The organism is Longinema margulisiae, assembly GCF_025266855.1.
In the GTDB taxonomy this organism is placed as follows: Bacteria; Spirochaetota; Brevinematia; order Brevinematales; family Thermospiraceae; genus Thermospira.
In genome coordinates this window covers 191,195-216,348 of sequence record NZ_CP053071.1, presented here as the reverse complement: position 1 = coordinate 216,348, position 25,154 = coordinate 191,195, and the positions used below count along the sequence as shown (strand labels likewise).

Sequence of the window (25,154 nt, the reverse complement as noted above, 5' to 3'; positions counted from 1 at the left end):
TGCAGACTATTGACAAAAAAAAATTTTACGGTAAAATATAAAGAAGATGGGAATTTGTGAAGTGATTTTGAATGATTATACAAAAAGGAGGTTCCAATGAAACAGTGGAAATGGGCTGTACTGGGTCTCGCTGTCATGGGGCTTTTCTTGTCCAGTTGTGGGAAGAAGGGCGAGGGAGACACCAGTCTCAAGCTCAAGGAAACCGGTGACGTCGTGCTTACTTTTGCTATGTGGGGCACCCCTGAAGAGAAGCTTGCTGTGTACAAGGTGCTTCAGGAGTTCCAGAAGAAGCACCCCAATATTGGGCTCAAGGTGATCCATACCGACTCTCTCTCTTTTGGAGACAAACTCCAGACCATGTATGCTGGTGGAACGCCACCTGATGTGCATTATCTCCATGTGGAGAGTTTCTATGATTATGCCAGCAAAGGGCTTCTCTATCCTCTTGATGAGTTTGTGAGCGACCCCGAATTCCAGTTTGAAGATTTTTATCCTTCTCTTGTGGATGCGTTCCGCTTTGGTGGAGAACTCTATGGTATTCCCAAGGACTGGACAACCTTTGCTATTTACTACAATATGGATATGTTTGACAAAGAAGGGGTGGCTTATCCCAATGAAAAGTGGACATGGGATGATCTGATCAAGGCTGCTCAGAAGCTCACCAAGGATTCCAATGGTGATGGTGTGCCTGATCAGTATGGTTGGCTCAATGAAACCTGGGCAAACTGGTATTATAACTTTATCCTCCAGAATGGTGGAGAGATCTTTGATGCGAAAGGAAACTGGGTGTTGGCTGATCCCAAGTATCTCAATGCCAATGCTGAGGCTATTCAGTTTGTGGCTGATACCATGAACAAGTACAAAGTGGCTCCTTCGGTAACGGCTTCTCGTGAACTTGGTGGTGATGCCAGCTTTGTAGCAGGCCAGACGGCTATGTGTATGTATGGTCGCTGGGTGCAGCTCCGCTTCAAGAATATTGACAAGTTCAAATGGAATCTTGCTCAGCTTCCTCGCAAGAAGAACAAGGTTTCTGTCGTGGTGACGGTGTCTCTTTCTATCAATGCCAATACCAAGCATCCCAAAGAGGCTTGGGAACTCGTGAAGTTCCTCACCAGTTATGAGGGGCAGGTGTTTACCGCAGAGGGTGGCCTTGCTGTGCCAAGCCGCAAGTCTTTAGTGGCTTCCGATTCCTATCTCAAGTCCAAAGAAGTGCTGGTCAATCAGCCTCATTTGGCAAGAAACAAGCCGGAAGAGGATCCATTTATTGCTCAGCTTCCTGGGGCTAAACTTCCTCCTCTGGTTCCCAGCTGGATTGAGGTTCGTCAGAAACTTGATGAACAGCTTGAGGATGTATTCTTTGGCCGCAAGGATGCCAAGTCTGTGATTTTGGCTCTTGATTCGATTGTGAAGGATATCATGGCTCTCAAGAGTCAGGCTGCGGTCTCTGGTAGCGAAGAATAAAAAGAAAGTCTTTTCTCGAGGCTGTCCGGTTATACCGGACAGCCTTTTTTTATGCAAAGAAGAAAGGAAAGAGGTATAATTTATTATAGACAAGAGACCTTTGCACGAATGTGCGAAGGTCTCAAAAAAGTAATAAAAAAATAAAAATAGTATAAAAATATTCCTTATCATAATAAATAATTCTACTTTTTTGAATAAAAAAAGACAAATAGGCCCTTGGAAACAGAAAAAGCGGGGGAGAGGAGCGTAGCCCCTGACCCAAACAGGGGAAGAAAACACCCGTGCAAGGGTCTCGACAAAGAAATAGAGGCTATCCCCTTTCCTCAAAGGAAAGGGCTTTTTCTCCCATTCCCTATGGAGAGTTCTTCACGTTCTTTTTTTGTTGCCTATGATGATGAGTGAAAAATGCCCAGAGGTAAACTACCTGAGAGATGGCTAAAAGAAGGCCTTGAAGAGGTTTTTTTATACCCTTTGCCTGACCGGAGAAAGGCCATACGAAAAGAAGAAAGAAATAGTACATGAACCACGGAAGCGATAACCATGGGTTTAGCCATACCGAGAGGACGAGAAGAAGCCAGAGGGACAAAAAACCAGAAAAGAGAATATACCATGCCAGAAGTCCCTCTTTCTGGCGGGAACGAATCATCGCTTGATGAATAAGCCAGAAAAGAAAATCTCGTGTTTTCTGAGGAAAATAGCCAAACATCACAATATCTGGCGAATAGAGAAGGGATTTGCCTATTTTTTTACAGGTGAGGGAGAGCTGATGTTCGAGTTTTTCGTGGTTGTGGGAAGGGAGAGAAAACCAGGCTTCGAGGACTTCTTTTTTTACCATGCATCCTTCGAGGCCAAGTTCTTCCACCGTTTTCTGAACCCCATGTTTATACCTGTACGCAAGGGGACCATTGAGAAAAACACTTCTTGTGATGTGATAAAAAAACCTCCCGCTTTGGGTTTCATCAGGGGCAGGCATCACGAAGCCTCCTACCATTCCCACCTCAGAAAGGGAAAGAAGTCGTCCACTATTCAAAAAGATCTTCTGATCAGGGGAAAAAAGAAGGGTTCCTAAAAGATAACCATCTCTTGAATTTTCTATGACTTCTTTATGGTGGAAAAGCCTTTCAGCGTAAGAAGGTTCTGTAGCCTTTTTCCACTGAAGGAGGGGGTGGGTGAAAGGAGGCTCTACGGGACCTAAGACGATCACCTCATACTTTCCATAAGGCAGGGCAAGATACCGGCGAAGGTTGGTTACCTCATGGGTATCCATGGTGTCTGAAAAGAGAATAACCCGCCAGTGATAGTGGAGGGGTTGACCAAGTTTTCTTCTATAATAACGAAGGATATGAAAACGATACACCACCGCCAAGGTATCAAAGAAGATGTTCCAGATGGTCTTGAGACGTATGTTTCCTATACCTCCCCGACTAAAGTGAAGCGTAACAGGGGCGGGAATAATCCGAAACCCCTCAGCAATAATGACCACAAGGAGTTCAATGTCAAAGGCAAAACGTTTCACAAGGGTTTTGGGGAGGGAGGCTTCGAGGGCTTCCCTTCGGAAAAGTTTGATGCCTGTTTGGGTATCCATGATGGGAAGATGAAAGAGGAGTCGTATGAAAAAATAGTAGCCTCTACTAAGGATTCGTCGAATAGTAGGATAGTTTACTTCAGATTCAGGGTGGAGTTTACTCCCGATGACGACATCAGCCTGCTCTTGAAAAAGACGGGTCACAAACTGAGGGATATGCCAGGGAGAGAGTTCAAGGTCAGCATCAAGAAAAAGCACATATTCCCCATGAGAAAACTCATACCCTGTTTTGAGAGCCCACCCCTTGCCAAAGTTGGTTTCATTACGGATGGGAATAACCCGTTTTTCACCTTCAAAGGCTTTGACAAGTTTCTGATAGCCATCATCAGAAGATCCGTCATCTACCGCCACAATTTCCACCTGAATACCCATTTCCTCACAGGCTTTGAGAACCTGCTGGACGTTGGAAACAATGACCTCTCCTTCATTGTAAAAGGGCATAATGATAGACAAAAGTTGCCCATCGAGAAGATGGGCAACGGGAATCTTTTCTGTAGGACGCATTATCCTTTGACCCTTTTTCGACGGTTATAGATCACTACCACCCCTGTGACGATATAGCCAATTACCAGAAGAATAGCAAGAGAAATAAGGATCGCCTGGTCGGTAGAAGAGAGATTGTATTCAGCAATGAGAGGTGCCTTTGGTCTTAAGGTAATCTTTCGCTCACGTTTGACAAGGAAGTTCACCGCATTGAGCAGGAGATCCTTGTTTGCCCACTGCGCGAGGTAGGCGTTATTGGCCATGTCGGCATCACCAAAAACCACGAGCCGTGATTCAACCGTGTTGGTGATAGCCCCATCAAGGGAACGGAATATCTGAAGTTTTTTCCGGACAACAGCAAAACCTAAGGGGAGAGGACCTTCCCAGTCTTCTTTATCTTTGATGGCCTTGCGTTTTCGGATGGATTCAAGCGAGCGCTCGGCATAAGAGGTTTTAGAGCTGAGGAGAAGAGGGGTTATTTCAAGAGAAATGTTTCCGATGTTTGTTTCTTTCACAGAAACAAGTCCCATGGCAGCTCCAACAACCACAGGCAATTTTCTCCTGAGAAGTGGATCGGTAATCTGATGAGGGATTAAACGAGGAGAGAAAACGGTGTTTCCCAACTGGGGGATATAGTTTTCCTCTTCAATGACAATGTTGGGTTCAAAAAACACCCCAAATTCCTTGAGAATATCGTTCAAGAGGTAGGTGGTATCATGTTCGACGAAGACAAGAAGGTTCCCTCCTCTATCCACATAGTCTTTGATGGTATCAAGTTCGGCTACCGAGAAGGCATGGGTAGGACGTCCAATGATTAGAAGAGAAGTGTGTTGAGGAATTTCGACAAACTTGGTGAGGTCGAGACTTTTCCACTCAATCATGTCCTGGGAAAGTGCCGTGAAGAAATCACTATACCCTTGATAGGAAGTGGTATTTGCGGAAAACTCCCCATGACCGGCTAAGACATAGGCTTTTCTCACATCACTATCGAGAAGACTCTTGATAGCCGAGGTGAAAGCCTCCTCGCCACGATAGTTCATACGACCGGTTTGAGCATCCTGGTCCATAACCGCTCGGATACTTACCGCTACCCTGTTTCCTCCAAACTCAAAAATGGTGCTGATTTCTTCGGTGAGTTTATATTCCGAGGCGAGAACAGGGTTTTTGATGGGATCGACAAACTGAAGAGAGATATATTTACTTTTGGCTTTGTAGGTCTTAAGAAGGTTTTCCTGATACTCTATCGCTGGTCCACTTGCCGCATCCGGTCGAAAAGAGATAATTTTCAACTCATTGGTGAGAGATTTCAGAAGAGAGGTGGTTTCTGGGGAGAGACGATAGAGCCCCTGAGCCGTGAGATCCAAGCGAGATTGATTCTGGTTGACAACAAGATACAATAGCACCATAACTCCCATAACAAAGGCAAACTCCACCCCTTTCTGAAGCCCCGTGATGGTACGGCTTTTTTTCAGCCAGGCTATCCAGAGGTCCTTGAAGAGAAAGAGGGCCGTGAGGGCAAGCAAAACTTCTGTGATGACAAATATTGAAAAAATCAAGCTTTTTGTTCCCCAGAGAATCCAGACAAGCCAGTGAGAGACGAGAAGAACAAGAGCGATACTTCCTATAACGAGAGAAAGCTTCTTCATATGATGTGCTCCTTATTTCCAGATTCGAGAGGAGAGTCTCCATTCCGTGAGATACAGCCACAAAAAGGTTCCTAACACAAAGTAGAGAAAGTCCACCCACCGGATAACTCCCTGAGCAAATTGCTGGTAGTGGGTATAGTACGAAAGTTCCTTGAAAATAGCGGAAACTACCTCTTGAGAAACCATAGCAAGGGACGAAAAACTCACCAAAATTACAAAGAAACCAAAAGACAGAAGTCCAGCAATCACCAAATTCTGGGTGAGGCTTGAGGCAAAAATACCAAGGGCAACGAAAAAGGCAACCGACAAAAGCATTCCCACATAACTGGAGAGGACCATTCCCCATTCCACAGGGGCATAAAAACTCAGGGCAAGAGGATAGACAAGAAGGAGGGTCACAGCAATAGCGGTAAACACAAAACTCGCAAGGAATTTCCCGACCACCACCTCCCAGGAGAAGAGAGGAGAGGTGAAGAGAAGCTCCATGGTGCCATAACGATATTCTTCGGCGATGGTCCGTAGCGTAAGAAAGGGAATCACAAAAAGAATAGTGGTGTTCATCACAGAGAAAAAGCCGGTAAAAGAACTAATGCCAACGGGCGTGGCGTAGGACATGATAAAGAAGATACCCGCAATAAGGAGATAGAGAGACAAAATCCCATACCCCAGGATAGAGGAAAAATAGACTTTGAGTTCCTTCTGAAATACGCTCCACATAGGTTTCTCCTATTTGACCAGTTTGAGGAAGACACTTTCAAGGTCTTCGATATTCTGAGAGAGTCCTACTAAACCAAGACCACCCTGAACTACCCGGGTGGCAACCTCTTCCCGGCAATCACGGGTGCTGGTGAGGATAGCCCCGTTCTCTGTGGGTTTTACCTCAACAATACCCTCTATTCCCGCAAGGATATCAGGGATTTTGTGGCTTTCTCTTTTCACTTCTATGGTGATATGGAATTGTTCTTTGAGGCCCTGTTTGAGTTTATCAATGGATTCGCTTGCCATAATACGTCCATTGTGAATAATGATAGCCTCTTCACAGATTTCTTCTGCTTCAGCAAGGATGTGCGTGGAAAGCATCACAGTTCGCCCTTCTTCTTTCGCCAGTTGTTTGATGAGGTTTCGGATTTCGATGACCTGGAGAGGATCAAGTCCCACCGTGGGTTCATCAAGGATAAGAAGAGAGGGTTGATTGACCACCGCTCCTGCAATGCCCACTCTCTGCTTGAGTCCTTTGGAAAGCTGGGCAATAAGGGTATGCCGGCGTTCCTGGAGATTGGTTTTTTCAATGGCTTCGTCAATGGCCGCCGCTTTTTTCTCTGGAGGAACCTGCTTGATGTTAGCCACAAACTCTAAGTATTCATAGACAGTGAGTTCTGGGTAGAGGGGAGGGTTTTCAGGGAGATAGCCAATCTTCTGTTTGCACACTTCTGCTTCCTCAAAGACGTCCATTCCTTCTAAGAGAATGGATCCACTGGTGGGAGGCATATAGCCTGTGATCATACGCATGGTGGTTGTTTTTCCGGCACCGTTGGGGCCAAGGAAGGCCACGATGGAACCCTTCTTTACTGAAAAGGAGATATCAGACACAGCCTCAAACTGGCCGTAGCGTTTGGTAACATGACGAACTTCAAGCATAGGATCTCCTTGTATGGAGAATTTTTGTGGTTTTCAAGGGTATATTATAGCACTTTTGTGGAAATGATGCAAAAAAGTGGATGGTGGGGCTATTATTTCCTAATTTAAGAAAAGAAAAGGGATGATATGAGGAAAATCCTTTTTGTTTCTAAAGATATCTCCTTTTTTCAAATGAAGTGTTGTTATTTCTTTTTATTTCAATGGCTTGTTAGATACTTTTTTGAACAAAGGAGAGAGCAAAAAGAGGTCCTGAAATGAAGAAAACCTTTTTTGTTTTTCCCCAAATGAAACAAGAGAAAAGAGCACCAGAGAATCATTGTGCAAAATGCATTTTTACGAAGGGCATAATGTGAAACTCTTATGCAATGGGTTTATTTTTTATTGCCTTTTCGTTTTTCTTTTGGAAAAATGTATTTCTATATGTATTCTTAAAATATTTTATATCTGAAATATTCATATTTTTTGGCATATTTCTTGCAATATTCTTGAAATTGCTGAAAAGGAGGTCGGTATGAAAAACCGATGGCTGGTGGGATTAGGTATGAGTGTTTTTCTGATGGCCTGTCAATTGACAGCGCCAGAGGTGCAGCAGGCAAATGAGGAGGCAAAGAAGGCGCCTTCTATTGCTTATGCGACTTTTTCTTCGAGTTATTCTGTGGTGAGAGTAACGGGGAGTGTGGCTGAACTCTCCAACTGGTCGGCTTCTACGGCGCCGGCTCTTTCTCTTATCTCCAATGGGGTCTGGCAGGGGATTGTGTATCTCAAGGCTGGTTCTGTGTCGTACAAGTTGGCGATGAATAATGCGTGGGATATCAATCGTGGGCTTGGTTCTTCGAGTGGGACATCTCTTCCCCAGACGGTGACTTCTCTTGCTCAGGGTGGGGGAAATATTACCCTTTCTGTGCCTTCCAATGGCTATTATACGTTTACCTACTACGAGGGACAGGAGAAACTCACGGTAACGGTGACGACTTCAACAGGACCAGTGTCAAAATACACTGTTGTGAGGGTACCGGGAAGCACGGCAGATTTAGGAAGCTGGTCAGCAACGGCGGCCCCAGCCTTGACGCTTGTGTCCAATTATGTATGGCGTGGAGAGATTACTTTGTCGGCTGGTTCTGTGTCGTACAAGTTGGCGATGAATAATGCGTGGGATATCAATCGTGGGCTTGGTTCTTCGAGTGGGACATCTCTTCCCCAGACGGTGACTTCTCTTGCTCAGGGGGGAGGAAATATTACCCTTTCTATTCCGGCTAACGGCAAATATGAATTTATTTACTATGAAAATGAAGAGAAACTGGTGGTCAGATCGCTTTCTGTGGTTACCAATACCAATAGTATCAAAGTCCACTATTTTCGCACTAGCTGGACAACAGTGAATATTCATTACAACAATGGATTGGGATGGACCGCTGTTCCTGGACAGGTGATGACGGCTGAAGGCGGTTCCTGGTATGTAAAGGAAATTCCTATGTACTCCAATGTCCTCACTTTTGTTTTCAACAATGGGAGCGGGATATGGGACAATAACAACAATATGGATTACCGAACCTCTGACAGGGAAATCTGGGTATCCAACGGGATGATCACCACCAATAATCCGAATGGACCTGATACCACACCACCGGTGGTCACTATTACTTCCCCGACCAATAATTCCAGTGCCAAAACGCCTACGATTACCATTCAGGGGACGGTGTGGGATAACAAGGGAGTGGCCGGTGTCTATGTCAAGACCAATAATGGCAATTTTGTTTTGGTGGATGCCAATAGTTCCAACTGGAGTGTTATCTATGACCTGCCTGAGGGTACAAACAGAGTCTATGTCTATGCAAAGGACACCTCGGGGCTTTCTTCGACTACCAATTCGGTTATCTTCCGTATGGTTCGTATTCCTATTCCTGTGCTGACCGCTTCTCCTACCAGTGGAACCACATCCACAACCTTCTTTTTCAATGCGTCCAACTCCTATGATGAGAAGGATAGCCTTTCTGCCCTTCGTTTTCGCTGGGACACCGATGGGAATGGAACATGGGATACCGCCTTTTCTGCTACGGCGGCTATTTCCCTCACCTTTAGTACAGCGGGAACAAAGACGGTACGTGTTCAGGTGAGTAATACCGCGGGTAATACGGCTGAGGACAGTGTGAATGTGGTGGTGGGAAGCCAGCCTACAGGTGTGGATTTTCGAGAGGAGACGATTTACTTTGTGATTACCACTCGTTTCTATGATGGTGATCCCAACAACAACTATTATAACCGGGATCGTATCAAGGTAGGAGATCCTCAGTGGAGAGGAGACTTCAAGGGGCTCATTGAGAAGTTAGATTATATCAAAGACCTTGGTTTCACTGCTATATGGATTACGCCACCATTTGAAAACAGAAGTGGTCTTGACTATCATGGATATCATATTTATGACTGGACAAAGGTGGATCCTCGTCTTGAATCTCCAGGGGCTACTTTCCAGGATCTCATCAATGCCGCTCATGCCAAAGGACTCAAGATAGTGATGGATGTGGTGGTCAATCACTCCTCAAGCTATGGAATTCGTGGGAAGGTTTGGCTCTCTCGTTATCCTATCAAATACTTCCGACCTCAGGGAACGCCGGTGAGTTCCACTAACTGGGCAAACTGGCCATACCTCTACAATCTTGGCGACTACAAACATCCTTATCGGGAGGACAATGATAACCCCATCGCTCCCTCCTGGTTCAAAGCCTACCAGACAAGCGATCCTTACGGAACCAATGTGATCTATGACCAGTCCACAGGGGCTCCATTGAACATCAATGATGGGGGAAAATTCTTTGGTACCTTCTATCCACTAACGGGTACTACCGTGGCCGGTACAACTATCAATGACTGGTACCATCAGGCGGGTTATGTGCAGGGTGGTGATTGGGAGAATCCTGAAAGGCTCTGGGTCACCAGTATGGCCGGGGATTGTATTGACCTCAATACCGAAAGTGAAGTGGTACGGAACTACATCAATGAAGCCATCTATCGTTATCTTGATATGGGGGTTGATGCAATTCGCCTTGATACCGTGAAACACGTGGAACGGAATAGCCTTCTTTCTGGCTTTGTCAATCGCTGGAAGGCCAGAAAGCCATCTCTCTTTGTGTTTGGAGAAAACCTCGTCAAGGGAACAGGGTGGGGAAATCTTGGAGGGGATAATGCTCCCTCAAGACTTCGTCCGTGGTGGTATACCCGTCTTGGGAATGACGAAAACAACCCCAATTCAGGTGGGGACTCTGGCTTCTCTGTTCTTGATTTCTCTCTTTTCTCCACTTTCAGAGATAATGTTAGCAAAGGTTCCTTCAGCGGGATTGGTGGTATTCTTGCCATGGACTGGGTCTATGGGGATGCCACAAAACTGGTGACCTTTTTGCAGAACCACGATGTAGGACCGGATAATGATTTCATGTATCGTTTCAAAGGGGAACAATGGATGGCAGCCGCTGCCTACAATCTTCTCTGGACAATTCGAGGGATACCCTGTCTCTACTATGGAGAGGAGAATGAGTTCCAGAAAGGGGCTCCACAGGATATTGTGAATGCCACGATGACCATTGATCAGACCGGAAGGGCCTACTATGGGGATAACCTTACGGCTACCAAGATTTCTACAACCCAGTCTCATCCTCTCTATCAGCATATCAAACGCCTCAATCAGATTCGTCGTGCCATACCGGCTCTCCAGAAGGCTCCTATGCAGCAGGTGAATGAGTGGGGGAGTGGAATCAGTTTTGTACGTGATTACAATAACGGTGAGAGTTATGTGGTCGTTGGGCTTACGATTGGAAGTCAGCAGACGATTACCGTTTCTGGAGTGCGTAATGGAACCTATCGTGATGCCGTGACGGGGAATGTGATTACGGTGAATAACGGAACCATTACCTTCACTGTCAAAGCTAACTCAGCCGGGATTTATGTTCTCAATGGACCGGGCAAGATTGGTGTCGATGGTTTGTATTTGCGATAAAAGACAACAAAAAGCGCCAGGGAAGCCTGGCGCTTTTTTATTTTGATACCTTTGCACATTCGTGCAAAGGTATCAAAATAAAATTTCTTTGGTTCCATTATTTTCTCAATTTCTCTATCCAGGATATCATGTGGTCATAATGGCTTCCTTTCCAGTAGAGCCGATGGCAGAGAGGACAGGTGTAAAACTCTTCGCACCATTCTTTTACTCGTGGGGGGAGTTGATGTTCGATGGACTTCTTGTCTATTGAAAGGAGAGGTTCATTGCAAAGAAGACAACGTGTGAGCGGAGAGAGATGGTCATAGAGAGCATAGAGATCAACCACTTCTGCGATTTGCTCATAGGGATTGGTGGTCATTACCCAGTGTCCCCATTTCACAGATTGGTGATAAAGCAGGGCTTTGTCTCTGGTGAGAAGGATACGTTTTTCCTTCTGTACAATCTCAAGAAGTTCTCTGTCTGTATAATGATTATTATAAAGCGTATCAAAACCAAGCATTCTGAGGAGTTTAGCGAGCTGGCCTAAATTCACATCCACGACAAAAGCGAACTGAGGGGGATTCTCCTGGAGATGGTTCACCGGGAGATGGTGCCATCGAGGATAGAGGGCAACTCTATCACCATGGAGAGGAATGGCCGAAAAATCTTTCTCTTCTCCGTTGATAAGAATAAGGTCTATCTCTATGTGGGGAATGCCAAGGTGTTCCGCAAGGTGCTTGACTGTAGGAAGGAGAGGAAAAGAGAGAGAAATTTCTCTTTTCCCGGCGATTTTGGCCAAATAACCGTAGAGACGAAGAGTTACTTCTGGCATAGGGTATATTTTTTCATAGCAGATATAATTGCTTGTAGAATCTCTTTTCCTCCAGGGGAGAAGGGATCTTTGCCGCTGAGATGGCTTGCCCTGGAGGCAAAGAAAAGTCCTAAGGAAGGCGATTTTTCTATGTATTGCCTCTCAGCGGGAACCATAAAATCATGAGCCTCTCCTTCACCAAGCCCCATAATCTCTCTGTCATAGAGGTTCTGGATGGTGAGAAGATTTCTTTTGAGGCTTTGGCCCCCTACTTTTTGAGAGAGAAGCCATTCTTTGCCTATTTTCCAGAGCCATCGAATCCAGTTTCCCTGGGTGAGGGCAAAATAATCACGGGCGATATCATAAACAGAATGATTGCAGGTAACGATAGCGGCGGTATGGGCTTTGAGGGGTTTTTGAACCAGACCAAGCACAGAAAAAGGGCTTATGACCCGTTCTGGAGCGAGTTCCCAGAAGGCACTCTCTTTGATACCCCTTAGGCCGGAGAGCCACTTGAGGAAGGTGGCAAGGTACTTTCCGATGGCTGGATAGTAGGGGGAGACATTCCCAAGGGAAAGGCTTTCAGTGGTCCAATCAGAAAGAAGGGAATAGACATCTTCGAAGTCGATCCTTTTTTCAAGAGAACTGATAACCCGCACAAAGCCAGGTATTGCATCATACTCTTTGTAGAAGGAAAAGAGGGCCAAAAGGATCTTGATCATGGCATTGGTAACCTCTTCTCTATGAAAGGGATCGGCGAGGGGAGAACCCCGCAAAGGAGAGGCAATGGTGATAACACCATCAATCAGATGATTACCAAAGAGGTATTCATCTATAAAGGCAAGGAATCTTGCCACCACCCCTCCCTGACTGTAGCCAATGAGGATGTGTTTATCGCCTTCTTTGTGACGGCTCCGGATGAGATCGTAGTATCCCACTCCTATAGGTGTCTTCATCGAATGAAAATCCGAGGTTTGATCCCAGAAGCTTTCCCATGAGGGGAGTTTCCATCGTTCAAAGTAGAGTTTTTTCATCTGGGAAAGGATACGTTTTCCTTCAGTGGTCATCTCTGAGGGATGGTCCCAGAGACTGCCTAAGCACTTGATGGCCATAGGGACAAAGTACTCTTCATCTGGCATGAGGTTACAGACGCTGTTTTCTTCGATTGTACGTGTTTCCCAGAGAAGGGGAACGTCAAACAAGTGTTCTATTTTTTTCTGGATAGAACGAGGGGCAAGAAGGGATTCCGTAGCATTGAGGAGCCAGAGGTGGTATCTCATTGGTTAAAAGGGCAAAAGTCCAAAGAAGTTGAGTATGCCACCAATGGCGTGGCCTATGCCAAGTATCATGGCGGTGATACCTATACGCTTGTGCCATACCAGTCCACCGGGGATGATTTTCAGTCCCATCAGAAGTACCACGAGAAAGAGAAGACCAGTGAGAGAACCACCAATCATGAGCATGAGAGACGAACTCATAGAAACCTCCTGTCTTTATGGTTTTTTGTCAAGTCTTTTTTCAAGAGCAAGGACATTGGCCCTGAGTTTTTCATTCTCTGGATGGATATCAAGGGCTTTTTTCCAGTACGTATAGGCATCCTGCCATTTATTCAGCTGGGAGGCAAGATTTCCGGCAAGAATGGAAATACGGTAAGTGTCTTCAGGAGACATGGCGTGCTGATTGAGGAGGATGGTGAGGAGTTTTTCTGCTTCTTCCAGATGCTTGTTTTTGTAGTTTATCAGGGCTTTCTCATAGAGTTTGCCAATATCTTCCTGATGGATGATTTCTTTGGCTTCAGCGGGGAATTCAACCACGAGAAGCGTAATATCATCCCCATAGGGGACATTTCCACGAAACTTATCAAGTTCGTTGAGAATAAGAGAGGTAAGTTCTTCTGGAGAGAGGGTGCTGTGAAGAGAAAGGATATCCATGAGGTGGCCTTCTCCAAAGAGGGTATTGTTTTCATTGCGACTTTCGGTGATGCCATCCGTGTAGAGAATCAGTTTGTCACCTGCTTCCAGAGAGAGGGTTTCTTCGGAGAAGTGAAGATTTTCGAATTTGCCCAAAAAGGGTGTTTGGGCGGGGAGTTTTTTGATCTCTCCGTTTTGCTTGAGAAGAAAGATGGTGACATGGCCCGCATTGACATACGAGAGGGTATTGGTGGCTGTATCTACAACCGCATAGAAGAGGGTGAGGTAGTTTTCTACATCATTTAACTGGCGGCAAAGGTCGTTATTCACAGAGGAGACTACAGAGGCGGGGTGAGGATTATGTTCACTATAGTAGTTTATGAAAGCCTTGGCCATCATGGCGATGAGAGCTGAAGGCACTCCATGACCGGAAACATCGGCAATAATGAGATGGAGATAACGGTTTTCTGTTTTGTAGACATCGTAGAAGTCTCCCCCCAGTTCCTCCATCGGGAGGTAGGTTCCATGGAGTTTCACAGGATGCATGCTGTCAAACTGTGTTGGCATCATGGACTGCTGGATTCGCTGGGCGAGTTCAAGTTCAAACTGGATTTGTTTCTGAGCCTGGAGGAGACGTTCATTGCTTTCTTCTAATTCACGGGTTCGATCGTGAACCTTTTGTTCGAGATTTTTGTTGAGGTCTTCCAGTTCGTAGTAGAGCTGGACAAACCTGTTGGCTAACACAAGAGCAAAAAAGATGACGAAGCCGAAAAAGACGAAGGGAAAAATAGGGGTAGTAGATATAATTCCCCTTGCCACAAGAATGTCATAGACAATTCCAAAAGGCAAAAACAAAAATCCGATCAGTAACCATAAAGCTTCTTTTCTTTTTTGTGCTGAGATCACAAGAATCCCTATGATGTATAAAATAGAAACAGGGAAAACGCTTATTTGATAGATTTTGAAGTTATAGGTATTCGCAAGTCCCCAATCTTTGAGAAGTGCAATAATTATGCCTGGTATTCCCATAAGAAGGGTAAGAAAAACAAGAATTTTCCCAAATAAATCTGTTCGTTGTAAAAATTGTCTGAAGAAAAGAAGAACTGTAGGTAAAAGAAGATAGTATCCAATAAATTCACTTTGTTTCCAGAAGGTGTAGTTGGTAAAAACAAAATGCTTAATTTGTAATCTTGCTAGAGAATAGAGAATAAGGAAAAAAAGGAAGAGGGTAAAAAAGAGATAGTCTTTTTCTATGGGACGACGGAGAAAAAAAAGAAAAAAATACATCATAATAACACTATAGACAATCAAAAAGCCCAAGCTAATCACATCAAGCGAATAGATTTTCCAGAATAGTTTGTGAGCCGGACCTATGATAATGGGAAAGCGTTGCATTCCTGTATAGTTTTCAAAGTTTCCCTTGATGTGCCAGGCCAAAATGTTGGTTTCTCCTTTTTGAAGTGGATAAAGAAAATAAAAACGAATCACATCGTGTTGATTAGAAAAGAGGGGATAGAGGCCGCGGCCGCCTTTCAGGGTACCGTTGATATAAAAAGCATCCGATGTATAAATGAAACCCACGCATAGAGCTGATAACTCAGAATGGTTTTCGGGTACATACACATGAAGCCTGACCCAGTAGTCTTCAGCCTCTCCCAGAACCGTCCTGAGATTGGTGGGCATACGGAGGCGGGTCCAGGAACTATCGTCGAAGTCTATCCTTTCAGCCCCCGGGGGATTCCCTTTGGTGGCGAAAAAAACAGGTTCTGAAATGGTGGTGAGACTGGAAGACAACGAGAGCCCATAGCCCAAGAGCGGAAGAAAGAAAAACAAGAATACTTTTTTCATCGGCTATCCCTCATTGACCATAGTATTACGTGTATCGGATAGGACAAAGAGAAAACTCAAGAGGGGAAGGGAAAATGTAGTGTTCTTTGAAGGGGAAAGAAAAAGAATAGAATTTTTTATTTATGAAATATTTTATATATGTTATATTGTAAAAATGGAAAAATTTTCAGATAAGGTGATAAGACTCATATAATAACACCTATGGATTATTCTCAAAAAAGCGTTTTTGGTTATGTTACGTCGAGAACAGACTACTTGAGACCTTTGCACATTCGTGCAAAGGTCTCAAAAAAGTAATAAAGAAACAAAAATTAGTATCAAAATATTCTGTGCTGTAATAAATAAACCAATTTTTTTGAATAAAAAAGACAAATCGGCCCTTGTAAACAGAAAAATCGGGGAAGAGGGGCAAAGCCCATGACCCAGACATGGGAAGAAAACACCCGCGCAAGGGTCTCATCTTTTAATTGAAAAGAGGAGTCTTCGAAGCTTTGGATGAAAAAACTTCTTCTGGGGAGGAGCAAGAGCAAACAGAGAAGCTCACATCCTTCAGGAAGAGATTTTCATTGCTATTTTTCTTTTTTTGTGCTATAATAATTGAAAGAGATAGAGGGAGGCAGTCATGGCTCATACAAAACAGAAGGGGGCAAGAATCTACAATCTCTTTCCCCGTTTAGTTGGCAGGATGGAAAACTGGACCGTCCATTTTGATCGTATCAAAGAAATGGGATTTGACTGGGTATATGTGAATCCCTTTCATTACCCTGGTTTTTCAGGAAGCCTCTATGCTCCCAAGGACTACTATGATTTCAACCCCATGTTTGTGAACCCCAATAGTTCTCTTCCTCCTGTGAGACAACTGGAAAACATGCTTGAGGAAGCTCACAAGAGGGGACTCAAGGTTATCATGGATCTCGTTATTAACCATACAGCAAAGGATCACCCTTTTGTTCGTGTTCATCCGGAGTGGTACAAGCGTGATGAGAAGGGGGAAGTCAAAAGTCCCGGGGCGTGGGATAATGGTCATTGGGTGGAATGGGGGGATCTTGCAGAGATAGACAACGAAAACTCTCCAGATAGAGAAAATCTCTGGAAGTACTGGGAAGAACTGGTGCTTTATTATATTGACAAGGGTTTTGATGGTTTCCGTGCAGATGCCGCCTATCAGGTGCCTCCTGATCTCTGGAAGCGTCTCATACAGGCGGCAAGATCCAAAAAAGAGGATGTGGTGTTTTTTGCGGAAAGCCTTGGTTGTACCCCTCAGCAGACACTTTCCTTAGCCCAGTCGGGGTTTGATTATATCTTCAATTCCTCCAAGTGGTGGAACTATCGGGATCCGTGGCTTTTTGAACAGTACAATCAAATGAGAACAATGTGCCCTTCGATTTCTTTTCCTGAGTCGCATGATACCATGCGTCTTGCCATGGAACTCAAAAACCATCTTCCCGCTATCAAACAGAGAATTCTTTTCACAGCCTTTTTCTCTTCTGGATGGATGATTCCCGTCGGTCTGGAATATGGTTTTCGAAAGAAGACGGATGTGGTATTCACCACGCCCAATGATTGGGAACCGGTAAACTATGATTTAACGGCTTTCATCACAAGGATAAACCAGATCAGACAGGAGTATCCTCTTTTCAGTGAAGAGACGGAGAATATCATTATTCACCATGAGAATATGCACAATGTGCTGGTTATGCTCAAGGTAAGTGAAGATAAAAAATCCAAGGCTCTTGTGATCCTGAATCAGGATGCGTATAACATGCAAAAGGTGTATCTTGGTCATTTGGGGCAGTATTTTGGACCTTCGTTAGTCACCCTTGAGGATTTGTCGGTAGAAAATCCGCAGGCGTATGTGCCAGGGGATAATTATGACTATAATTTGCATCCTGGAGAGGTCAGAATTCTTCACTGGAGGGGATAACGAATAGGAGTGAACATGCCCACAACTGAAAAAAGGAAACATCAGGCTTTTTTGAAAAACATTGTCGAAGAAGAGAGGCCTTTTGTTCTTTTGAATGGAGAGGAAGACTCTCTTTTTGAGGAGTTTCTCAACGAGATCGAAAAGAGGGAAAGGCGAGCTGTTGTCTATGATTACCGGGATGAAAACCTTTTTGCCCCGTATGCTCCGTGGCTTCAGCTGGTGTTAACAGAACTTGAGAAACTCCCCGAAACAGCCCGTCAACGTCTCTATCGAGAGGAAAAGATCTACTATGTTCTTGAACAACTCATAGAATCGACCCTTCAGGCAGGTACTCCTTCTCGCTTAGAACCCTTGATAGAAGAAGAGGTCTTTTACGAGATAGAGGAATGTATTGAAGGGATCAAAAGGCTCTATCTTCGGCTGGTTGTGGGTGAGAAACCGCTGGTGGTGTTTCTGAGAAATCTTCACCTTGCTCCTGAGTCGAGTATTGAGTTTCTCCGTGTTTTCTCTCAGGAAACGGGTTCATTGGTACAGGTATATGGGACCTTTTCTTCTGGAAGGCTTGGTTCTTGCCGTGCTCTCAGTGAATTGGTGGTTTTTTGTCAGGAGAAGAATCAGGTGTTTGAACTCTGGGAAGAGGACGGTATAGTCAAGGAGGAGACGGAAAGGCCACTCTGGTTGTTTACCAAAAATCCTGATCGTCTTCTTCAACTTCAATATTCTTTTCTCATGTATAATGCGGTAAGGGATGCTTATCAGATGGGTATTCAGTACCTTGAGAGAAGTGAGAGGCACGAGTGGGATGAGAGTTCTCAGATGCTTTTAGCCTGGCAAACAGGCAAGGCAGCGGCTATTCTCAAGGAATACAATGAGGCGGCTCATTATCTCAATATGGCTTTTGTGCTGATGGAGAGAGTGCCGAGTTCTTCTTCAGATCGCGTTCGGCTTTACAGGGATATGGCTTTTGTCTTTTTTATGAAGGATTCGATTGCTGATGCGCTTACCCTTCTTGAGAAGGCCTTTCATCTTCCCGAATCTGAAAAGGAGAAGAAAACCTATTTTGAGGCGTTTTTTCTCTATTTTCAAATCGAAGACAAAAATCGTAAACAGCAACCCAGGCCGTGGCGAGAGATTTATGAAAAAATTATAAATCTTTCCACAGAATTGAATTATGAAAATCATTTGGCGCTCATTTATATTAATCCCTACGGTATTTATTCTGAGTACGCTTCTGATGTAGATAAATACAATACCCTTCTTCTCAATGAGAAGGGGATTTCTCTTGCGAAAAAGCTTCGCAATACCTATCGTCTCAGTCATGGGTATCAGATTCGTGGGCTTATTTATGCTGTGATGGGGCAGTACGATCAGGTGATTACCTGGTATCGTCGAAGCCTTGTGCTCAAAAAAAGGATGGGGCTTCCCCTTGAGATTGCCTATGGCTATAACGGGGTAGGTTTTTATTATTATATGACTGGACGATATGAGGAGGCTCATCAGTATTATACGCAGGCGTTAGAGTATCTCTTTTCTCTGAAGGACTTTCACGAGATAGCCATGACCTATTTCAATATGGGTATGAATTGTCTTTTGGGGCTTGATGAGAAACATGCGAGGGTCTTTTTCGAGGAGGTGCTCAAGCTTATCCAGATTTTGGGGATGAATGGACTTGCCTATCACTCCCTTTTTGGTATCTATGCTGTGTTAGGAACAGTGTATGCTCTTCAGGGCGAATGGACGCTTGCCTATGATTGTATAAATCAGATAAGGGTGAGAAAACTTCTCCCTTATCTGGAGAAAAATGAGGAGTATTTTTTTATTGCCATGCTTCTTGGTCTTTTGGGGTTTCATGAAAAGAAGAATGAAGATGTGATTCAACGTTTTCGGGAAGCGAATTATTACCTTCACCGAACAAATGATAATATTGGCTACATGATTCCGTGGTATTGTTATACCACTTCGCAGATATACGGGAAAATGGGAAATGATGAACTCTCCATTCAGATGTGGAAAGAGGGTATCAGGCAAAGTGAGATGAGAGAGTACGCGTCCTACAGGGCGGTATTTTCTCATCGGAGGGAAGAGATTTCTTCGCCACTTTTTCGTATCGAGGAGATGCCGAATTTTTCTTCTCTGCGGGAACTTGCCAAAGCCGAACACAAGGTCTCCGAGATCTATCGTCAGATGCAGGATATCCATGTTCTCAATCTTCTTCAACAGGATTTTATAGAGAGTTCTCAGCCACATGAACTTGTTGAAAGGACCCTGACCAAATTGGTACAGCATTTTTTGATTGACTTTGCCTGTTTTCTGGAGAAGGTAGGAAATACCTGGCGAGTGGTGTTTCATGCAGGGATAGAGGTTCCCTGTCATGATATGGAGAGTTTTCTTAGAGAAATAGCGTCTTCTGAAGAAGAGAGGATTTTCCGTTGTGATGAGAAGACGAATGTCGCCTGGAGAACGAGTGAACTATTGGCTTCTCTCATTGTGATACCGCTTTCCTGGAATAGTCATAAGGGGCTTTTGCTCTGTGGGACCCAGCGTGGAAATACCATGCTTTCGCGGGAGGATCTCAAGGTTTTGAGGCTTATCGGACAGCAGATGGCTCTGAGTCTTCAACGCCTAGTCTATGTAAAGGAAATCGAACATCAAAAGAAAGAGCTTGAAGAAGCCTATCATCGTCTTGAAGAGATGGCTATTCATGATCCCCTGACGGGGACCATGAACAGGATGGCTCTTCAAAGGCGCCTTGGTGAGGAGATGGAGCGGATCAGACGGTATGGGGAAAAAGTGAAAAGTTGTCTCTCAATGCTTTTTCTCGATATGGATAATTTCAAGATGATCAATGATACCTATGGGCATGCGGTAGGAGACAAGGTTTTAGCTCTCAGTGGACGATATCTTCAGGCTATGCTTCGGAAGGTCGATCTTATTTTCCGGTATGGGGGGGATGAGTTTGTGGTTCTTTTACCTGAAACCTCAGGGGAGAAGGCCCTTGCGCTTGGACATCGGATTCAAAAAGAGGTGCCATCGAAGGTGGTGGAGGTTTTGGGAATTGATATCCTGCCAACCTTTTCTATTGGAATTGTGGAGTATGGGGGAGAGGGTGGGATACTGGATGAGCATCTCTTGCAAATGGCCGATCAGGCTCTCTATGAAGCCAAAAAACAGGGAAAAAATCGTTGTGTTCTCAAATCTTAGGAGAGAGTTGTGTTTGTATTTCCTGTGAAGTATGATGTGATTGTTATTGGTGGAGGCCATGCGGGTATTGAGGCGGCACTTGCGTCAAGTCGTATGGGATGTCGGACGCTTCTTTTGTCGTCGAATATTGATCTCATTGGGCAGATGCCATGTAATCCTTCTATTGGGGGGATTGGAAAAGGACAACTTGTGAAGGAAGTGGATGCCCTTGGGGGAGAGATGGGGCTGGCGGCTGACAGGACTGGTATTCAGTTTCGGACGCTCAATATGAGAAAGGGGCCGGCTGTTCGTTCCACACGGGTCCAGGCTGATAAAGCCGCCTATCGTCAGTACATGCAGGGGGTAGTCCTGCATCAAGAAGGGCTTGATGTGAAACAGGATCTGGTTGAAGATATCTGGGTAGAGGATGGCAAGGTTCATGGGGTGGGAACAGTGAGTCAGGTGGTCTATGAGGCTTTGGCAGTAGTGATTACCCCTGGAACATTTTTGAATGGGAAGATTCATATAGGAACGACTATTTATGGGGCTGGAAGGCTTGGGGAGGGACCGGCGGTTGGGCTTTCTCGCACCCTTCAGCGGCTTGGTTTTCGAATGGGGCGATTCAAAACAGGAACACCGGCAAGGCTTGATGGGCGGACGATTGATTTTTCTGTGATGACATTACAACCTGGCGATACCCCAGTGCGACCATTTTCCTTCTGGACAGAACGCACACGGGAGTTTTTGTATCAAGAGCAGATGCCCTGTTATCTTACTCATACCACAGCCAAAACCCACGACATTATCCGAAAAAATATTCACTTGGCTCCGATGTACTCCGGTCAGATTCAGGCGACGGGGGTGAGGTATTGTCCATCTGTTGAGGACAAGGTGATGAAGTTTCCTGAGAAAGAGGAACATCATGTGTTTTTGGAGCCAGAGGGGCGTACTACCATTGAGTATTATCCTAATGGGATTTCCAATGGTTTTCCTGTTGAGGTACAACTGGAGATTATAAAAAGTATCCCCGGCCTTGAAAGGGCTGTGATGTTACGCCCGGCGTATGCGATTGAACATGACTATGTGGACCCGACAGAGGTCTATCCCACGCTTGAAACCAAGCGGGTAAAAGGGCTTTTTCTTGCCGGGCAGATCAATGGAACTACAGGGTATGAAGAGGCAGCAGCCCAGGGTCTTATTGCCGGGATCAATGCGGCTCTTCAGGTTCAGGGGAAACCACCCTTTGTGATGGATAGGTCCATGGGGTATATTGGGGTACTCATTGATGATCTCACCACGCGGGGGACCAATGAACCGTATCGTATGTTTACGTCACGGGTAGAGTATCGCTTGGTTCTTCGAGAGGATAATGCCGATCGTCGCCTTGCTCCTGTAGGGTATCAATTGGGGCTTTTGTCATCGGAGAGATACCAGAAAACAAAGGAAAAATATACCCGGGTTGATGAAGAGGTTTTGCGTTTGAAGGGGCTTCGTCTTTATCCTACCAAGGAAACCAATGAGAAACTCAGGGGACTGGGGATAGGAGAGATCCATAAACCTACATCGCTTGCGGAGCTTCTGAGACGGCCAATGGTTTCTTATGAGACATTGGCTATGCATTTTCTTGAAAGGGCACTGGAAGATAGTGAGGAACGGGAAGCCGTGGAAATAGAAATCAAATACGAAGGGTATATCGAAGAGGAAAAGCGATTGGTAGCCCAGTTTTCCGAGCTTGAATCTTTTCGTATTCCGGAAGATTTTGAGTATAGTCGGGTACCAAGTCTTCGTCTGGAAGAGGTAGAGAAACTTTCAGCTGTGAGACCTTTGACTTTAGGGCAGGCTTCTCGGATACCAGGGGTAAGGCCAGCGGCCATTCAGGTGCTTCTTATTTATCTCAAAGAAAGGAGACAGGGATGATTTTGCTTGGAAGTATTGTCAATGCGGGAACCGTTTTTGCCGGGAGTCTGGTGGGGATAGGTTTCAGGCGTTTTGTGTCAGAGAAGTATGAGGGGATTGTTTTTCAGGGATTGGGGCTTTCTACCATGATGCTCAGTTTGTCGATGATGCTTTCTATGAAAAGTCCGCTTCCTGTTATCTTGAGTGTTGTTGGTGGGGGACTTTTGGGAGAATGGATGAGGCTTGAGGATTTTTTTGTTTCTTTGGGTGAGAAATTGGGAAAACGATTTCGGATGGGTGAATCCAATTTTGCTGAAGGGCTTGTATCTGCGTCGGTATTGTTTTGTGTGGGGGCTATGACGATTACAGGATGTCTTCAGGAAGGACTTCAGGGAGAATCGACGATTCTTTTCACCAAAGCGCTTTTAGATGGTTTTGCTTCAATGGTGTTAGCCACTACGTGGGGTTGGGGGGTATTTGCCAGCGGATTTGTGGTGCTTGTGTTTCAGGGAGGGCTTACTCTTCTTGCGAAGTGGGTGGGACCACTTCTCAGTGAGTTTGTGATAGCGCAGTTAGTCGGCACAGGGGGAATTCTTGTGCTCGGGATAGGGATCAAACTTTTAGGACTAAAGCCTATTCGTACAGCTTCTTTTTTACCGGCATTGGTAATAGTTATTCTTCTTTCATGGTTCTTTCCAGCGTAGATATGCATTCCTTGGATGAAAGGCTTCTCATTCTGTATGAGGACAAAAAAAGAGAAATTGAAGACAGGATAGGAGAGTTTTTGTCTTTGCGGCAAGAGGCGGACGATAGAAGGCTTTTTGAAGAACTGGCTTTTTGTACCCTTACTCCCCAGGCAAAGCCTCTTGAAGCCCAGAGGACCCTTGAACATCTCAAACATCTTGGCCTTTTGTGGGAAGGGAGTCCTGAAAAGATTTCTCCCCATCTTCATCGGGTGCGTTTTCGTCATACCAAGGCAATCTCTCTTGTGTATAATAGAACTCAGTGTTTCTCTTCTGGATGGTCGCTTCGGGGAAAACTTGAATCCTTGAAGGAAGCTTTTCTCATGCGGCGCTGGCTTGTCAAAACGATGAGGGGTATTGGCTGGAAAGAGGCCAGTCACTTTCTTCGTAATACGGGGTTTGGGCTGGAACTGGCTATTCTTGATAGGCATGTGCTTCGGATGTTATCACAGAGGTTTGGGGTGGTGATACCGTCATCTCTTTCGGAAAAGCGGTATGAGGAGTATGAGAGGCTTTTGCAAAGGTGGGCAGAAACGCTTTCTCTTCCTGTAGCAGTGATGGATTTTCTCATTTTTTATGAAAAGACCGGGCTGATTTTCAAGTGAAAAGAGAAAAGGATGTGGGAGAGTTTTTGTGACGTGGAGAGGGAAGGGATGGGGTGTGGAACGATCTCTCCTTTTTTCAAAAAAAAGGGTTTTATTTCTTTGAGACCTTTGCACATTCGTGCAAAGGTCTCAAAAAAGTAATAAAGAAACAAAAATTAGTATCAAAATATTCCGTACTGTAATAAATAAACCAATTTTTTTGAATAAAAAAGACAAATAAGCCCTTGTAAACAGAAAAAGCGGGGGAGAGGGGCGTAGCCCCTGACGCAGACAGGGGAAGAAAACATCCGTGTGGAGGTTTCTATCAAGTTATCGCTTTTCTCACTCCGGGGAAGCCCCGGGAGATATGAAAGAAAGAAGAGATAAAAAAGCAATTTCTTTTTGAAAAAGGTCTTTTTTCTCTATTTTTTTTCTTTTTGTCCGATACATAAATGAGGAGGACTCATGAAAAGACGGATTTTTCTCTTGAGTCTTTTTGTGTTTTCGTTTGTTTTTGCCGTAGATCCAAAGGTTTTAGAACAGTGGCAGAAGACCATGCAGTATGGTATTTCCTCTCAACGGATTGGCGTTATCAAGGCCATCAAGGATAACAAGGCGGTGGAGGGATATGACCTGATTATGAAGGCTCTGGCTACAGACGACAATCCCAATGTTCGTGGAGAAGCCGCTTATGCGATGATAGAACTCAAGCTATCCAATCAGGAGCCCTGGCTTCAGGCAGTGCAGCGGGAAACCAATAGTGAGGTCTTGCGTCGTATTGCTTTTGGTTGTAGTGAGTTGAAAGTACAGTCTGCCGCTCCTTATCTTTTTTCTCATCTCACCAACCGACTTGAGGATACCAAGGAGAGTCTGTTAGTGGCAACCATTCTTCGGGCTTTGGGTGAACTTGAGTATAAACCCGCTGAGCCAACAGTGTTAGGTATTCTCTCGAATTATCAATACACCAAAGAAGTCCGTGGGGCAGCGGCGGTAGCTATTGGAAGTATAGGGGGTAAATCAAGTATAGAACTTTTGAAGACGCTTATCAATGATCCTGCTGAGGTCAAAGAAGTGAGGATGTATAGTGCCTATGCCCTTGGAAAAACAAAGGTTGCGGAGGCTTTTGATATTCTGGCCCCTGTGATTGATAACGAAAAAGAGGATGTCAATGTAAGGGTCTGGGGGCTTGCCGGGCTTGCTTTTCTCTCTGGACCACAGGTAGGAGAAAAGGTGATCCAGTACACTCGTTCGGACAACATTCTTCTTCGTACCGAGGCCATTAAGACACTCGCCAAGATAAAAGAAACTCGCGCTATTGAGATACTGAAGTACAAGGCCCTCTATGATCCTGAGGTTTCTGTGCGTAAAGAGGCCAAGAATGCTCTTCAAGCTTTGGGAGTGGATGTGACACATCTTACCAATACTTCTACCAATCAGGTTTTGACCAATACGAATACCGTCACCAACAAGTAGGAAAA

16 protein-coding genes and 1 pseudogene are annotated in these 25,154 nt (G+C 44.9%); 9 read left to right on the top strand and 8 right to left on the bottom strand.

The window, feature by feature from the left end; genetic code table 11:
- Positions 1-96: 96 nt before the first annotated feature.
- Entirely contained in the window at positions 97-1,461 is a 1,365-nt protein-coding gene (locus tag BREVNS_RS00995) for an ABC transporter substrate-binding protein (RefSeq protein WP_483427213.1), read from the top strand.
- 352 nt (positions 1,462-1,813) lie between these two features.
- On the opposite strand, the gene BREVNS_RS00990 is transcribed toward BREVNS_RS00995, so the two are convergent.
- Genes BREVNS_RS00990 through BREVNS_RS00975 form a run of 4 tightly spaced genes read right to left on the bottom strand, consistent with a single transcriptional unit; the run spans position 1,814 to position 6,813 of the window.
- Positions 1,814-3,550: a glycosyltransferase family 2 protein gene (locus BREVNS_RS00990; RefSeq protein WP_483427212.1), complete on the bottom strand. Its 1,737-nt coding sequence runs from the start codon at positions 3,548-3,550 to the stop codon at positions 1,814-1,816.
- Positions 3,550-5,175 carry a GldG family protein gene (locus BREVNS_RS00985; RefSeq protein WP_483427211.1) on the bottom strand — a complete coding sequence of 542 codons (1,626 nt, stop codon included), beginning with the start codon at positions 5,173-5,175 and terminating at the stop codon, positions 3,550-3,552. Before BREVNS_RS00985 ends, BREVNS_RS00990 begins: the two co-directional genes overlap by 1 nt.
- Positions 5,176-5,187: 12 nt before the next feature.
- A complete protein-coding gene (locus BREVNS_RS00980; RefSeq protein ID WP_483427210.1) occupies positions 5,188-5,892 on the bottom strand; it encodes an ABC transporter permease in 705 nt (234 codons plus the stop codon).
- A gap of 9 nt (positions 5,893-5,901) precedes the next feature.
- Positions 5,902-6,813, bottom strand: a complete 912-nt coding sequence (locus tag BREVNS_RS00975) for an ABC transporter ATP-binding protein (RefSeq protein WP_483427209.1) — start codon at positions 6,811-6,813, stop codon at positions 5,902-5,904.
- 511 nt (positions 6,814-7,324) lie between these two features.
- Between BREVNS_RS00975 and BREVNS_RS00970 the strand changes: the two are divergent.
- Both BREVNS_RS00970 and BREVNS_RS00965 read left to right on the top strand, forming a co-directional pair.
- Positions 7,325-8,623, top strand: a pseudogene (locus tag BREVNS_RS00970) (carbohydrate binding domain-containing protein); the annotation flags it as partial.
- 72 nt (positions 8,624-8,695) lie between these two features.
- The gene (locus tag BREVNS_RS00965) at positions 8,696-10,801 is read left to right on the top strand and encodes an alpha-amylase family glycosyl hydrolase (RefSeq protein ID WP_483428055.1); all 2,106 of its coding nucleotides are present in this window, start codon (positions 8,696-8,698) and stop codon (positions 10,799-10,801) included.
- Between the two features lie 97 nt (positions 10,802-10,898).
- On the opposite strand, the gene BREVNS_RS00960 is transcribed toward BREVNS_RS00965, so the two are convergent.
- The 4 genes from BREVNS_RS00960 to BREVNS_RS00945 all read right to left on the bottom strand — a co-directional run bounded on the left by BREVNS_RS00960 (position 10,899) and on the right by BREVNS_RS00945 (position 15,349).
- On the bottom strand, positions 10,899-11,612 hold the full coding sequence (locus BREVNS_RS00960; protein WP_483427208.1) for a Mut7-C RNAse domain-containing protein: 714 nt from the start codon (positions 11,610-11,612) through the stop codon (positions 10,899-10,901).
- The gene (locus tag BREVNS_RS00955; RefSeq protein ID WP_483427207.1) at positions 11,600-12,703 is read right to left on the bottom strand and encodes a PGAP1-like alpha/beta domain-containing protein; all 1,104 of its coding nucleotides are present in this window, start codon (positions 12,701-12,703) and stop codon (positions 11,600-11,602) included. Before BREVNS_RS00955 ends, BREVNS_RS00960 begins: the two co-directional genes overlap by 13 nt.
- A 171-nt stretch (positions 12,704-12,874) precedes the next feature.
- Positions 12,875-13,069, bottom strand: coding sequence for a hypothetical protein (locus BREVNS_RS00950; RefSeq protein WP_483427206.1), 195 nt, complete (start codon positions 13,067-13,069; stop codon positions 12,875-12,877).
- Positions 13,070-13,084: 15 nt separating this feature from the next.
- On the bottom strand, positions 13,085-15,349 hold the full coding sequence (locus BREVNS_RS00945) for a SpoIIE family protein phosphatase (protein ID WP_483427205.1): 2,265 nt from the start codon (positions 15,347-15,349) through the stop codon (positions 13,085-13,087).
- A gap of 622 nt (positions 15,350-15,971) precedes the next feature.
- Between BREVNS_RS00945 and BREVNS_RS00940 the strand changes: the two genes are divergently transcribed.
- The 6 genes from BREVNS_RS00940 (at position 15,972) to BREVNS_RS00915 (ending at position 25,149) form a co-directional block, all read left to right on the top strand.
- Positions 15,972-17,273 carry an alpha-amylase family glycosyl hydrolase gene (locus BREVNS_RS00940; RefSeq protein WP_483427204.1) on the top strand — a complete coding sequence of 434 codons (1,302 nt, stop codon included), beginning with the start codon at positions 15,972-15,974 and terminating at the stop codon, positions 17,271-17,273.
- Between the two features lie 15 nt (positions 17,274-17,288).
- On the top strand, positions 17,289-20,474 hold the full coding sequence (locus BREVNS_RS00935; RefSeq protein WP_483427203.1) for a diguanylate cyclase: 3,186 nt from the start codon (positions 17,289-17,291) through the stop codon (positions 20,472-20,474).
- Positions 20,475-20,483: 9 nt separating this feature from the next.
- On the top strand, positions 20,484-22,370 hold the full coding sequence (gene mnmG, locus BREVNS_RS00930) for a tRNA uridine-5-carboxymethylaminomethyl(34) synthesis enzyme MnmG (RefSeq protein WP_483427202.1): 1,887 nt from the start codon (positions 20,484-20,486) through the stop codon (positions 22,368-22,370).
- Positions 22,367-23,053, top strand: coding sequence for a DUF554 domain-containing protein (locus BREVNS_RS00925; protein WP_483427201.1), 687 nt, complete (start codon positions 22,367-22,369; stop codon positions 23,051-23,053). Before mnmG ends, BREVNS_RS00925 begins: the two co-directional genes overlap by 4 nt.
- Before the next feature lie 2 nt (positions 23,054-23,055).
- Positions 23,056-23,697: an 8-oxoguanine DNA glycosylase gene (locus BREVNS_RS00920; RefSeq protein WP_483427200.1), complete on the top strand. Its 642-nt coding sequence runs from the start codon at positions 23,056-23,058 to the stop codon at positions 23,695-23,697.
- Positions 23,698-24,141: 444 nt separating this feature from the next.
- Positions 24,142-25,149: a HEAT repeat domain-containing protein gene (locus tag BREVNS_RS00915; protein ID WP_483427199.1), complete on the top strand. Its 1,008-nt coding sequence runs from the start codon at positions 24,142-24,144 to the stop codon at positions 25,147-25,149.
- Positions 25,150-25,154: the final 5 nt, after the last annotated feature.